At 72.8% G+C, this 13,082-nt stretch carries 10 protein-coding genes; 7 read left to right on the top strand and 3 right to left on the bottom strand.

What is annotated here, in order from left to right; all coding sequences use genetic code 11:
* Nucleotides 1-41: 41 nt before the first annotated feature.
* A complete protein-coding gene (ctaD, locus tag ACH4OW_RS22565; protein ID WP_398029787.1) occupies nt 42-1,829 on the bottom strand; it encodes a cytochrome c oxidase subunit I in 1,788 nt (595 codons plus the stop codon).
* A 197-nt stretch (nt 1,830-2,026) separates the two neighbouring features.
* The gene (locus ACH4OW_RS22560; protein WP_360139994.1) at nt 2,027-2,773 is read right to left on the bottom strand and encodes a response regulator transcription factor; all 747 of its coding nucleotides are present in this window, start codon (nt 2,771-2,773) and stop codon (nt 2,027-2,029) included.
* 455 nt (nt 2,774-3,228) lie between these two features.
* Between ACH4OW_RS22560 and ACH4OW_RS22555 the strand changes: the two genes are divergently transcribed.
* The 6 genes from ACH4OW_RS22555 (at nt 3,229) to ACH4OW_RS22530 (ending at nt 10,082) form a co-directional block, all read left to right on the top strand.
* Nucleotides 3,229-4,689 carry a globin domain-containing protein gene (locus ACH4OW_RS22555; protein ID WP_398029786.1) on the top strand — a complete coding sequence of 487 codons (1,461 nt, stop codon included), beginning with the start codon at nt 3,229-3,231 and terminating at the stop codon, nt 4,687-4,689.
* Nucleotides 4,686-6,158: a protoporphyrinogen/coproporphyrinogen oxidase gene (locus tag ACH4OW_RS22550; RefSeq protein WP_398029785.1), complete on the top strand. Its 1,473-nt coding sequence runs from the start codon at nt 4,686-4,688 to the stop codon at nt 6,156-6,158. The genes ACH4OW_RS22555 and ACH4OW_RS22550 overlap by 4 nt, the downstream gene beginning before the upstream one ends.
* A 231-nt stretch (nt 6,159-6,389) precedes the next feature.
* Nucleotides 6,390-6,764: a hypothetical protein gene (locus ACH4OW_RS22545; protein WP_360140003.1), complete on the top strand. Its 375-nt coding sequence runs from the start codon at nt 6,390-6,392 to the stop codon at nt 6,762-6,764.
* 206 nt (nt 6,765-6,970) lie between these two features.
* A complete protein-coding gene (locus ACH4OW_RS22540; RefSeq protein WP_398029928.1) occupies nt 6,971-7,363 on the top strand; it encodes a hypothetical protein in 393 nt (130 codons plus the stop codon).
* Between the two features lie 130 nt (nt 7,364-7,493).
* Nucleotides 7,494-8,873: a cryptochrome/photolyase family protein gene (locus ACH4OW_RS22535; RefSeq protein ID WP_398029784.1), complete on the top strand. Its 1,380-nt coding sequence runs from the start codon at nt 7,494-7,496 to the stop codon at nt 8,871-8,873.
* 183 nt (nt 8,874-9,056) lie between these two features.
* The gene (locus tag ACH4OW_RS22530) at nt 9,057-10,082 is read left to right on the top strand and encodes a hypothetical protein (protein WP_360140009.1); all 1,026 of its coding nucleotides are present in this window, start codon (nt 9,057-9,059) and stop codon (nt 10,080-10,082) included.
* 56 nt (nt 10,083-10,138) lie between these two features.
* On the opposite strand, the gene ACH4OW_RS22525 is transcribed toward ACH4OW_RS22530, so the two are convergent.
* Nucleotides 10,139-10,984: a class I SAM-dependent methyltransferase gene (locus tag ACH4OW_RS22525; RefSeq protein WP_398029783.1), complete on the bottom strand. Its 846-nt coding sequence runs from the start codon at nt 10,982-10,984 to the stop codon at nt 10,139-10,141.
* Nucleotides 10,985-11,053: 69 nt separating this feature from the next.
* Here ACH4OW_RS22525 and ACH4OW_RS22520 point away from each other — a divergent pair, with 69 nt between their 5' ends.
* On the top strand, nt 11,054-12,922 hold the full coding sequence (locus ACH4OW_RS22520) for a prolyl oligopeptidase family serine peptidase (protein WP_398029782.1): 1,869 nt from the start codon (nt 11,054-11,056) through the stop codon (nt 12,920-12,922).
* The last annotated feature ends 160 nt before the right edge of the window (nt 12,923-13,082 follow it).

Below are 13,082 nucleotides of genomic sequence, written 5' to 3'. Positions count from 1 at the left end.
GTCGGCGGGCGCCCGCAGCCGTGGGCGGGGAGGGGCGGGGTTCAGGTGCGGGACGACTCCAGGGCGGCGATTTCGGGGTGGTGCAGGTCGAAGGCCGGGGATTCGCTGCGGATGCGCGGCAGCGAGGTGAAGTTGTGGCGGGGCGGCGGGCAGGACGTGGCCCATTCCAGGGAGCGGCTGTAGCCCCAGGGGTCGTCGACGGTGACCTTCTTGCCGTATTTGGCGGTCTTCCAGACGTTGTAGAAGAAGGGCAGGAAGGACAGGCCGAGCATGAAGGAGCCGATGGAGGAGAGGGTGTTGAGGGTGGTGAATCCGTCGGCGGCGAGGTAGTCGGCGTACCGCCTGGGCATTCCGGCCGCGCCGAGCCAGTGCTGTACGAGGAAGGTGAGGTTGAATCCGACGGTGAGGGTCCAGAAGGTGATTTTGCCGAGCCGTTCGTCGAGCATTTTGCCGGTGAACTTGGGCCACCAGAAGTGGAATCCGGCGAACATGGCGTACACGACGGTGCCGAAGAGCGTGTAGTGGAAGTGCGCGACGACGAAGTAGGTGTCCGAGACGTGGAAGTCCATGGGCGGGGAGGCCAGGATCACGCCGGTCAGGCCGCCGAAGACGAACGTGACGAGGAAGCCGGTCGCCCAGAGCATCGGCGCTTCGAAGGAGAGTGAGCCCTTCCACATGGTGCCGATCCAGTTGAAGAATTTCACTCCGGTCGGCACGGCGATCAGGAAGGTCATGAAGGCGAAGAAGGGCAGGAGTACGCCGCCGGTCACGTACATGTGGTGGGCCCAGACCGTGATGGACAGGCCGGCGATGGAAATGGTCGCGGCGATGAGGCCGATGTAGCCGAACATCGGTTTCCGGGAGAAGACCGGGATGACTTCGGAGACGATGCCGAAGAACGGCAGGGCGAGGACGTAGACCTCGGGGTGGCCGAAGAACCAGAACAGGTGCTGCCAGAGCAGGGCGCCGCCGTTGGCCGCGTCGAAGATGTGCGAGCCGAATTTGCGGTCCATTTCCAGGGCGAAGAGCGCCGCGGCCAGCACGGGGAAGACCATCAGGATCAGCAGCGCGGTCAGCAGCACGTTCCAGGTGAAGATCGGCATCCGGAACATCGTCATGCCGGGGGCGCGCATGCAGATGATGGTGGTGATGAAGTTGACGGCGCCCAGGATGGAGCCGAAGCCGGAGAGCGCCACGCCCATGATCCACATGTCGGCGCCGACGCCCGGCGAGTGCACCGCGTCCGACAGCGGCGCGTACGCGAACCAGCCGAAGTCGGCGGCGCCCTGCGGGGTGAGGAAGCCGGCCGCGGCGATCAGCGAACCGAACAGGAACAGCCAGTAGGCGAGCATGTTCAGGCGCGGGAACGCCACGTCGGGGGCGCCGATCTGGAGCGGCATCAGCCAGTTGGCGAAGCCGGTGAACAGCGGCATCGCGAACAGCAGCAGCATGACCGAGCCGTGCATCGTGAAGGCCTGGTTGAACTGCTCGTTCGACATGATCTGCGTGCCGGGGCGGGCGAGTTCGGCGCGCATCAGGAGCGCCATGAGGCCGCCGACCAGGAAGAACACGAAGGCCGTGACGAGGTAGAGGGTGCCGATCTTCTTGTGGTCGGTGGTGGTCAGCCATTCGACGGGGATGCGGCGGCGGACCGGGCGGGGGCCGAGCGCGGCGGGCGGCGGACCGGGAACCGGCCCGCTCCCGCCGGCCGCACTCTCGTGCCCGGCCGGATCCGGACGGGAATCCGGCCGGGTGCCGGTCCCGCCCTGGGCGCCGGGGCTTCCCTGCGCTCCGGGGTCTGTCTGCGTACTGGTATCCGATCCGTCCACCGGGCTGTGTCCTTCACCTCTGGCGCATGACTCCGACTGGCCGGGAAGAGCCTCAGCACGGGGGAGAGACCGGCTCTTCCCGGCGGCTCCAGGATCAGCCGCGGCGGCGGTGGCGAAGTAGGGCCGTCAAGGCCCGATAAGCGGCCGAGGGGCCCGGATTGCCAGGGACCTGCTCGGGGGACGGTGGGGCCGGTCGGCTACCGTCCGCCGCGGTGCTCGTTCCTCTCCTGCTTCTCCTGCTGTCCCAGGATCCGGCCGGCGATCACCGCGGCCTGTACCCGCCGGCCCACGCCGAGCTTGGACAGAATGGTGGAGATACGGTTCTTCACCGTCTTCTCCGCGAGGAACAGCCGGTCGGCGATCTCCCGGTTGGTCAGGCCCTCCCCGATCAGCTCCAGGATCTCGCGCTCCCTGGGCGCGAGCCGGTCCAGCTCGGATTCCGGCGACGCCTCCGCCTGCTGCGGGGCGCGCAGCCGCGCCATCACCCGCGACGCGGTGCGCGGGTCCAGCATCGACTTGCCCGCCGCCACCGTCCGTACGGCCTTGACCAGGTCGGTCCCGTTGATCTGCTTGAGCACGTAGCCGGCCGCGCCAGCCATGATGGCGTCGAACAGGGCCTCGTCGTCGTCGAAAGACGTCAGCATCAGACAGGCCAGTTCCGGCATGCGGGCGCGCAGTTCGCGGCAGACCACGATGCCCTCGTGGTCGCCGCCAGACGGCTCGCCCCGCTCCCCCAGCCGTACGTCGAGCACCGCCACGTGGGGCCGGACGGCGGGCACCCGGACGAGCGCCTCGGGGCCGCTGGACGCCTCGCCCACGACCTCGATGCCGTCCTCGGCGTCGAGCAGGTCGCGCACACCTCTGCGGACCACCTCGTGGTCGTCGAGGATGAAGACGCGCAGCGGCTCCGGGGTCGGGCCGGCGGTTCCGGTGTACTGATGCATGCGCTTCTCGATCTGTCGGCCGGGAGTGCCGGGTACCGGGTAACGGGTCCCGGCGGGTCGGTCCGGCGGGCCGCCGGGCACAGGGCCACCGGGCCCGGCCGCCCGCCGTAACACCCAGTATGTCCGCACGCGTTGGGGCACCTCGCAGCGGTAGCCGAGGGAGTCGCGCACAAGGGGTGCGCAGGGAATCACACACCCGTTAGGCCGTGCCCGGCGAGGGCCGAAGGTCCTGGGGGAATAGGGCCGATCGGGCACCTTTGCCCGGTGCCATACTGACGCGCCCCATCCCCTTTTGGAGGTCCGCTCATGCCACGCCTCGCGTCGTATGCCCGCACCGTCAGACCGCTCCGAGCCGTCCCGGTCCTCCCGGCCTCCCCCGCCTCCCCGTTCCGCCCGGCGCGCGCGGCCCTTCGGACTGCCGCCGGTGCCGTCCCCATGGATCCGGTCGTACGTTCATGAGTACCGTCAACGACGATTACCACGCCCTGCTCGCCCGGCACGAGGCGATGCGCCTGCGCAGGAGAATCCTTTCGCCGCGCCCCGAGCGCGAGGACGCCGCCCAGGAGCGCCCGGCGTACGGCGGCCCGGCCGCGGGCCCCCGGGCCCTCGGCTCGTCCGGCAGCGCGGGCCCGTACCCGGCGGCCACCGCGCCCGGGTCCTACGACGGAGCCGCCGACCAGCGGGTGATCACCGAGTACCTCGAACTCGTGACGCCGTTCGGCGAGCTGATCACGCACCTCTACGAGGCGATGTTCCGGCGGTGGCCCTACCTGCGCTCCCTGTTCCCCGAGTCGATGGAGTTCCAGCGCGCCCATCTCGCGCGTGCCTTCTGGTACTTGATCGAGAATCTGCACCGCCCCGACGACATCGCCGAGGTCTTCGGACGGCTCGGCCGCGACCACCGCAAGCTCGGCGTGCGGCCGGTGCACTTCGAGGCGTTCGAGCTCGCGCTGTGCGAGGCGCTGCGCCGCACAGCGGGGCCGCGCTGGGCCGAGTCCGTCGAGCAGGCGTGGGTGCGGATGCTGCGGTTCGCCGTCGCGGCCATGGTCAGCGGCGCCGAGGCCGCCCTCGCCGAGCCGCCGTACTGGCAGGCCACGGTGACCGCGCACGAGGTGCGCCGCCCGGGGCTGGCCGTACTGCGGGTACGGGCGCACGAGCCGTACCCGTACCGTGCCGGGCAGTTCGCCGCGGTGGAGTCGCCGCTGCTGCCGCAGGCGTGGCGGCAGTACTCGATCGCCTGCGCGCCCCGCACCGACGGCGAACTGGAGTTCCACGTACGGCAGACGTGCACCGGCGGGGTGAGCGAGGCCCTGGTGGCGCACACGCGGGTCGGTGACACGCTGCGCGTCGGACCGGCGCGCGGATCCATGACGCTGGACGACGAGCTGGCGAGCGACCTGGTCCTGGTGGCGGCCGACACCGGGTGGGCGCCCATCAAGGCGCTGCTGGAGGAGTTGTCCGCGCGCCGCGGCCACCGCAATGTGCGGCTGTTCCTCGGCGCCCACAGCTTCGCCGACCTGTACGACGCCGGTACGCCGTCGGAGCTGGAGCGGCGGCGGCCCTGGCTGCGGGTGCTGCCCGTCATCGGGCGGCGCGAGAAGGAGAGCGGCTTCGGGCCGGACGCGTACGGCTTCGACGCGCTGGCCGAGGCACTGGCCGACGCCGTGACGCGGCGCGGCGACTGGTCCGGGCACCTGGCGTACGTCAGCGGGCCCACCGCGGTGGTCGAGACGACCGTGGCCCGGCTGACCGCGGCGGGGCTGCCGCCCGGCAGCATCCGGCACGACCCGCTCACCGACATCCTGCGCCCGTCCGCCGGCCAGGACGCGGGGAGCCCGGCGGCCACGGTCTCCCGCAGGACCACGGCCGCCACACCGACATCATCGGCCACCGCTTTCGAAGGAGCGGACTCATGAGCGTGCCGTCGACCACATCCGCCGTACCGTCCACCACCACCGCCCCGCCCGCGCTCGCCCGGCACGTCGTCGTCATCGGCGGCGGCATCGCGGGCCTCGCCGCCGCCCACCGGCTCACCGGCGCCGGCCTGCGCGTGACGCTGCTGGAATCCACCGGACGGCTGGGCGGCAAACTGCGCTCCGGCGAGATCGCCGGGACGCCGGTGGACCTGGGCGCCGAGGCGCTGCGGGTGCCCCGCCCCGAAGCGGTCGACCTGGCGCGGGAGGTCGGTCTCGGCGACCGGCTGCGGGCCCCGGCCGCGACGGCGGCCGCGCTCTGGACGCGAGGTGCGCTGCGCCCCATCCCGAGCTGCCGCGGCCGCGACGTCCTCGGCAGGTCGCGGACGCCCGACACGTACGAGGTGTCCCTGCGGGCCGCCGTACCGCAGCTCTTCGAAGCCGCGCGGAACGACGGCGCGATGCTCACCGGCGTGCGTTCGGTACGGCGGCGCACCGCCGAGCAGCAGCGGCGGCTCGCCGAACAGCGGTACGGAGCCGAGCGGCGGCTCGCGGAACAGCGGCGGCTCGCCGACCAGCCGGGGTCCGGCCCGTTCGTGCCGCGGCCGCGCCCCGAGTTCGCCCGCACCGGTCCCGGCACGGGCCCCTCCAAGCGGAGCACCGGCAGCACCGGGACCGCCCGCACGATCCCGGACCTGGCCCGCGGCGGCCCCGACTACCTGGGGCTGGAGGGCGGCGCGGGCACGCTGGCGGGCGCCGTGGCCGACGCCGTGCGCGCCGCCGGCGGCGCGATCCTGCGCAGCACCCCGGCACTCGCGCTGAACCGGACCGCGTACGGCTGGGAGGTGCGCACCGCCGCCCGGACGCTGCTGTGCGACGGCCTGGTCCTGGCGACCCCGGCCTGGACGGCGGCCACCCTGCTCGCCGCCGAGGCGCCGCTCGCCGCGGCCGAGCTGTCCGAGGTCGCGTACGCGTCGATGGCGCTGGTGACGATGGCGTTCCGGCGCTCGCACCTGGAGGGGCTGACAGCGTTCGACGACCGGTGCGGCTTCCTGGTGCCGCCGGGCGACGGGCACACCATCAAGGCGTCCACGTTCCTCACCCGTAAGTGGGACTGGCTCTCGGAGCGGGCCAAGGACCTGTTCGTGCTGCGCACGTCCATCGGCCGGTACGGCGAGGAGGAGGTGCTCTACCTCGACGACACGGACCTCGTGGGCGCCGCGCTGCGCGACCTCGGGGCGGCGACCGGGCTGACCACGCGGCCGGTGGCGACCGAAGTGACCCGGTGGATCGGCGGGCTGCCGCACTACGCCGTCGGCCACCCGGCGCGTGTGACGCGGGTGCGCAACGGGCTGTCCCGGCTGCCGCAGCTGCGGCTGTGCGGCGCGGCGTACGACGGGGTGGGCGTGGCCGACTGCGTGGCGAGCGGGCAGCGCGCCGCCGACGAGATCATCGCCGCGGCGGCTGCCTGACCGCGCCCGACCGGCACACCGACCGACGCACCGACCGGCGTACCGTCCGGACCTCTTCGGCCTCATGTGCCCCTCCTGATGCTGCGTCATGAAGACGCGAAGCGTGCCAGGATGGGCGCGTGGGGCCCGCAGCGCCGTGTCCCTGGTGTGCCGGGAAGTCTGGTCGGCGGTCTATTCGGCGTGCGAGCTATACGGCGTGCGAGCGGGAGCAGGCGCCCGGGGCAGGTGGCCATGGCAGGCATCGAGGAGACGCTGCGGGAGCTGGTACGCCAGGACGGCGTCCTCGGCGCCTCGGTCGTCGACTACTTCAGCCGTCTCACCCTCGGGGCGCTCGGCGGCCCGGCCGGCCCCGACCTCGAAGCGGCGGCGCGCGGCGACACCGACGTGGTACGCGCCAAACTGTTCACGCTGGAAATGCTCGGCTACCGCCAGGACCGGATCGAAGACATCCTGATCACGCTGGACGACGAGTTCCACCTGATCCGCCCCCTCACCCGGCGCAGCCGCCAGGGCATCTTCGTCTACCTGGTCCTGGACCGGGCCACCGGCGACCTGGACACCGCCAGGGACAGCCTGCGGAAGGTCGAATGCGAGCTGGACGTCTGACGCGCCCGCTCCCCCCCCCGTGCGACTTACCCCTCTGTTCTGTACGCCGCGTCCCTTCGTACGCCGTGCCGTGTGCCGCCGGGCGCGTTGCCCGGGCACCGGGCGGCGGAGGGGGAACAGTGGGTACCCGGCAGGACCGGTGACGGACCCGGCGGCGCTTTGCGCCGGGGCGCACCGCCCGGACCGTGGAGCGAAGGAGGCGGATGATGCACGTGGGTCTGCTGCGCATGGTGGGCGCATCGACGGCGGTCTACGGCCTGGCGATCACCGCCTGGCCCGGCCTGCTGGCCAAGCCCTCCGGGCTGGCCGGCGAGGACGGGCGCGTGGCTCCGGCCACCCGTACCTCGCTGCGCCCGCTGGCCTGGCGCGACGCGGCGAGCGGGCTGGCCCTCGCGCTGGCGCCGCCGGGACCGGCGCTGCGGACCGCCGCCTGCCTCCGCATCGCGGCGGACTTCGGCGACGCGGCGCTGCTGGGCGGCACGCTGCCCCAGCGGAAGCGGCGCGCGGCCGTGACCGTCTCTGTGGGGTGGGGCGCCCTGTCGGTCGCGGGCCTCCTCTGGCCTGCCAAGCGCCCGCGCCACTCCCGTACGCCCCTCTAGGCATCCGTACGCCCCACCCACGAGGCCCACGAGGCCCACGAACTAGAAGAAGTACAAGAAGTACAAGAAGTACACGCCGCCCACGAAGTACATGACGCCCTCGAAGCCCTCGAAGCACGGAGCGACCCGCGTGAGCACTGTCTCGATCGCCCTGTTCACCTCCGACCTGCGGGTCCACGACAACCCCGTGCTGCACGCCGCCGCGAAGGGCACGGGCGGCGTCGTGCCGCTGTTCGTCCTCGACGACGGAGTGCGTGCCGCGGGTTTCGACGTGCCCAACCGCCGCGCCTTCCTGGCCGACTGCCTCGCTGACCTGGACGACGCGCTGCGCGCCCGCGGGGGCCGGCTCGTGATCCGTACGGGAGACGTCGTCGAGCAGGTCGCCAAGGTGGCGGACGAGGCGGACGCGCGCGACGTGCACGTCGCGGGCGGGGTCAGCGGCTACGCGCAGCGCAGGGAGGAGCGGCTACGGCGCGCTCTGGAGGCCGACGGGCGGCAGCTGCACGTACACGACGCGGTGGTCACCGCCCTCGCACCGGGCGAGGTCACCCCGGCCGGCAAGGACCACTTCGCGGTCTTCACGCCGTACTTCCGGCGCTGGCAGGCCGAACGCCACCGTGACGTGCTGCGGGCGCCCCGCCGCGTGCGAGTGCCCGAGGCCGTCGGCTCTCTTCCCGTACCGCGGCGCGGGGACGTCGCCGGGGTGTCCCCGGGGCTGGCGGCGGGCGGTGAAGAGGAGGGGCGCCGCCGGATGGCGGACTGGCTGAAAGGGCCGCTCGGCCGCTACGCGCTGCGGCACGACGACCTCGCGGGGGACGCGACGTCCCGGCTCTCCCCGCACCTGCACTTCGGCACGCTCTCCGCGACCGAACTGGTCCACCGCTCCCGTAAGGCCGGCGGCGACGGCGGTGACGCCTTCGTACGGCAGCTGGCGTGGCGGGACTTCCACCATCAGGTCCTCGCGGCCCGCCCCCGTGCGGCGCACGCCGACTACCGGACGCGGCACGATCTGTGGCGCCACGACGCGCATGAGGCCGAGGCGTGGCGTACCGGCCGCACCGGCTACCCGATCGTGGACGCGGCCATGCGGCAGCTCGCCCACGAGGGCTGGATGCACAACCGCGCACGGCTGCTGACCGCCGGCTTCCTGACCAAGACGCTGTACCTGGACTGGCGGCTCGGCGCGGCACACTTCCTGTCGCTCCTGGTGGACGGCGACCTGGCCAACAACCAGCTCAACTGGCAGTGGGCGGCGGGCACCGGCACCGACACCCGCCCCAACCGGGTCCTCAACCCGCTGGCCCAGGCGCAACGTTTCGACCCCGACGGCGCGTACGTGCGGCGCTGGGTGCCGGAATTGGCGGACGTGCCCGGCCTGGAAGGGGGCGCGGTGCACCAGCCGTGGAAGCTGCCGCCCGCCGCCGCGCGGGCGGCCGCGGCCTACCCGTCGCCGGTCGTCGACCTGTCCAAGGCGCTGGCCCGCTTCAAGTCCGCCCGCGGGCTGGAGTAGGGCCGTATCCGTATCACCGGGCGATGGTTCAACCAATAGTTCGCCGATGCCGCTCTTGGCCGGGTATGCGCGGTGATTCCGGTCAATCGCCGGGCCGCGTTCCCGGCGGCTTCCTGGCGGCGGTTCCCGTTGGCTAGCGTGTGCGCCGACCTGCTCCACTCGTACGTACGAAGGAGAGCGTTCATGGTCGACATCCCCACCACCCCCGGACTGGCCTGGGACGACGTCAGCTCCTTGCACGGGCAGATCGTCGGTAACCCCTCCGTGGCCCCCAACGCCGACGGCCGCCTCCAGGTGTTCGCGCGCGGCAAGAACGAACAGGCCCTGTGGTCCATCTGGCAGAAGCGCGACGGCGGTTGGAGCGACTGGGAGAACCTGGGCGGTTCGCTGGGCAGCGAGCCCAACGCCATCCGCGGCCGCGACGGCCGCATCTCGGTCTTCTACAAGGGCTCGGACGGGCACCTGCACCACGTGCGCCAGGGCGCCATCAACGTCGGTTTCAGCCCCGACGACATCATCGTGCGCAACATCGGCGGCGACCCGGTCCCCGCCCTGAACGCCGACGGGCGCCTCGACGTCTTCTTCCGCGGCACCGACACCCAGCTGTGGCACGTGTACCAGCAGAACGTCGACTACGAGAGCTGGGTGGCGCCGTCCAGCCTGGCCGGCGGCGTGCAGGGCAACCCGGCCGTCGCGCGGGCCGGCGACGGCAAGCTGGAGGTCTTCCACCACAGCACCAACGGCAACCTCTACGACAACCAGCAGAAGGTCCCCGACTCCAGCGACTCCTGGAGCGGCCACTTCGAGCTGGTACGGAACATCGGCGGCGGCGTCGAGGCCGGTCTCGACTCCGACCAGCGCATCCAGGTGTTCTTCCGCGGCACCGACACCCAGCTGTGGCACATCCAGCAGAAGGCCGGCTACGACTCCTGGACCTCGGCGTCCAGCCTGGCCGGCGGCGTCCAGGGCACGCCGGCGCTGGCGCGCGGGGCCGACGGGCGGCTGGTGGTCTTCCACCACAGCACCAACGGCCACATGTACGCGGCCGAGCAGTCGAAGATCAACGGCATCGACTGGAGCGGCCACTTCGAGGTCGTGCAGAACGTCGGCGGCGACCCGGTGGTCGGCACCAACCGGGACGGCCGCCTGGAGCTGTTCTTCCGCGGCACGGACGAGGCACTGTGGCACCGGCCGCAGAAGTTCGTCTGAGCGAGCCGGAGCCGCACCGGCCGGTGAGCGCCACGGGCACGCGGGTCCGGTGAACCCTACGGGCGCGACGCCTTGAGCGAGTACATGAGCGGAACGCGGGGACGGCCGGCAGGCTGGCGGTAGTAGCCGCCGTCCCCGCGTTCCAGCGAGCCGAAGCGCTGGAACAGCGTCATGTCGTGCTCGTGCAGGAAGTCGACGCGCAGCCCGGCCGCCGCCAGGGCGGACACCACGTCGCCGAGGGTGTGCTGCCATTCGACCCGGCGGTTGTTGACCGTCGGCGCCTCGAAGTCCGTATACGTGCCGGGGCTCTCGTCGATCCAGGCGTCCCGGCTGAAGTAGTCGTGCGCGATGCGCGAGCCGCTCTCGTCGTCCAGGGCGTCGGTGATCGGGTGGAACTCGGCGAGGTAGAGGAACCCGCCGGGCGCCACCAGGGAGGCCGCGGTCTCGGCCCAGCGGCGGACGTCCGGGAGCCAGCAGAGCGAGCCGATGCCGGTGTAGACGACGTCGTACGCCGGGATGTCCGGGGCACAGGCGGCGACGGCCTCGGCGGCGTCGTAGACGTCGGCCGCGACGAAGGCGGCACGGTCGGTGCCGATGCCCAGCTCCGCCGCCGTGGCACGGGCGGCCTCGATCGCGGGCTCGGAGAAGTCCAGGCCGACGACGCGGGCGGCACCCCGGTGGGCCCAGGACAGGGTGTCCTGGCCGATGTGGCACTGGAGATGCAGGAGCGTCCTGCCGGTGACGTCGCCGACCTCCGCCACCTCGAAATCGCGGATGACGTCGCGGCTCCGGCGGAAACCGTCCTGGTCGTAGTAGTCGCTCGCGAGGTGGATGGGAACCCGCTCGTCCCACATGGCCCGGTTGGCCGCACGCCAGTCCTCAGGTCCCGTGTGTGTCAGCATCCGGCGAAGTTATCCACAGGCTGGGGGCCGTGTCAGCGGATTTTTTCCGACCCTGCGCAGAATGGGGCCATGACTGACGAGACCACCACCGCCAACACCGACGAATCCGGGGCGACGGCAGCCCCGGGAGCGGCCGGTTCCCCGCGCATCCCGGACTGGGAGAAGCGCTTCCGGGCACCGCGGGTCGGCCTGCCCGAGTGGGCCGAGGACGCCCCGGACCGCTCGCTGTTCGTCTCCAACGCGACGGGCACCTTCGAGCTGTACGCATGGGACCGGTCGACCGGCGAGCAGCGGCAGGTCACGGACCGGCCGAACGGCACGACGGACGGCACCCTGACGCCGGACGGCGCCTGGATCTGGTGGTTCGCCGACACCGACGGGGACGAGTTCGGGGTCTGGCAGCGGCAGCCGTTCGGCGGCGGCGAGGACGAGCCGGCCGCGCCGGGCCTGGAGCCCTCGTACCCGGCGGGCCTGGCCCTCGGCCGGGACGGCACGGCGGTGATCGGCCGCTCCACGGACGAGGACGGCTCCACCGTCCACGTCGTACGGCCGGGGCAGGCGCCCGTGGAGATCTACCGGCACCGCGAGTCGGCGGGCGTGGGCGCCCTGTCGCACGACGGCTCGCTGATCGCCATCGAGCACACCGAGCACGGTGACGCGATGCACTCGGCGATCCGCGTCGTGCGGCCGGACGGTTCGACGGTCGCGGAGCTGGACGACACCAAGGGCGGCACCGAGGAGCTGGGCCTGTCGGTCATGGGCTTCGCGCCGGTGGACGGGGACTCCCGGCTGCTGGTCGGGCACCAGCGGCGCGGCCGCTGGGAGCCGATGATCTGGGACCCGCTGTCGGGCGAGGAGAGCGCCCTGGACATCGACCTGCCCGGCGACGTCGGCGCCGACTGGTATCCGGACGGTGCGGCCCTGCTGGTGGAGCACGAGTTCCGGGCCCGCGCCGAGCTGTGGCGCTACGAGCCGCTGACCCGGCAGCTGACCCGCGTCGAGACGCCCGCCGGTACGGTCTCCGGGGCGACGGCGCGGCCGGACGGCGCGGTGGAGTTCCTCTGGTCGTCGGCCGCGCAGCCGCCGGAGGTGCGCTCGACGAGCGGGCGGGTCGTCCTCGACCCGCCCGGCATGAAGGCGCCCGGTTCGGTGCCGGTGACGGACGCGTGGGTGGAGGGCCCCGGCGGCACGGTCCACGCGCTGGTGCAGCAGCCGCCCGGCGATGGCCCGTTCCCGACCGTCTTCGACATCCACGGCGGCCCGACGTGGCACGACAGCGATGCTTTCGCGTCCGCGCCCGCGGCGTGGGTGGACCACGGTTTCGCCGTGGTGCGGGTCAACTACCGCGGCTCGACGGGCTACGGACGGGAGTGGACGGACGCGCTCAAGCACCGCGTCGGGCTGATCGAGCTGGAGGACATCACCGCGGTGCGGGAGTGGGCCGTCTCCTCCGGCCTGGCCGACCCGGAGCGGCTGGTGCTGACCGGCGGCTCGTGGGGCGGCTACCTGACGCTGCTCGGGCTCGGCACCCAGCCGGACGCGTGGGCGCTGGGCCTGGCGGCGGTCCCGGTGGCGGACTACGTCACCGCGTACCACGACGAGATGGAGGCTTTGAAGGCGATGGACCGCACCCTGCTGGGCGGCACGCCGGAAGAGGTGCCGGAGCGCTTCGAGGCGTCCTCGCCGCTGACGTACGTGGACGCGGTGCGCGCGCCGGTCTACATCTCCGCCGGGGTGAACGACCCACGCTGCCCCATCCGCCAGGTGGAGAACTATGTCGACCGCCTCAAGGAGCGCGGCCACCCGCACGAGGTGTACCGCTATGAGGCCGGGCACGGCTCGCTGGTCGTCGAGGAGCGCATCAAGCAGGTCCGCCTGGAGCTGGACTTCACGCGCCGGTACCTGGGACTGGGCGGGGACGGCGAGCTGAAGGAGTAACGGAGCGGAGGAGCGGGGGGGGTGGGGGCGGGGGGGGAGGGGGAGGGGCCCCAGAGCCGCCCGGGCCCCCCCCCCCCCCCCCCCCCCCCCCCCCCCCCCCCCCCCCCCCCCCCCCCCCCCCCCCCCCCCCCCCCCCCCCCCCCCCCCCCCCCCCCCCCCC

Source organism: Streptomyces sp. NPDC017056 (assembly GCF_044332485.1).
Lineage (GTDB): Bacteria > Actinomycetota > Actinomycetes > Streptomycetales > Streptomycetaceae > Streptomyces.
Note: the sequence above shows the minus strand (reverse complement) of the source record. Positions and strands in the feature narration are given on the sequence as shown.

Excerpts from the sequence above, each read along its gene's own strand:
- ACH4OW_RS22540 (WP_398029928.1), top strand. The coding sequence starts at position 6,971 with ATGCACGTGGGTCTGCTGCGCATGGTGGGCGCATCGACGGCGGTCTAC.
- ACH4OW_RS22530 (WP_360140009.1), top strand. The coding sequence starts at position 9,057 with ATGGTCGACATCCCCACCACCCCCGGACTGGCCTGGGACGACGTCAGC.
- ACH4OW_RS22525 (WP_398029783.1), bottom strand. The coding sequence starts at position 10,984 with ATGCTGACACACACGGGACCTGAGGACTGGCGTGCGGCCAACCGGGCC.
- ACH4OW_RS22560 (WP_360139994.1), bottom strand. The coding sequence starts at position 2,773 with ATGCATCAGTACACCGGAACCGCCGGCCCGACCCCGGAGCCGCTGCGC.
- ACH4OW_RS22550 (WP_398029785.1), top strand. The coding sequence starts at position 4,686 with ATGAGCGTGCCGTCGACCACATCCGCCGTACCGTCCACCACCACCGCC.
- ACH4OW_RS22545 (WP_360140003.1), top strand. The coding sequence starts at position 6,390 with ATGGCAGGCATCGAGGAGACGCTGCGGGAGCTGGTACGCCAGGACGGC.
- ACH4OW_RS22520 (WP_398029782.1), top strand. The coding sequence starts at position 11,054 with ATGACTGACGAGACCACCACCGCCAACACCGACGAATCCGGGGCGACG.
- ACH4OW_RS22555 (WP_398029786.1), top strand. The coding sequence starts at position 3,229 with ATGAGTACCGTCAACGACGATTACCACGCCCTGCTCGCCCGGCACGAG.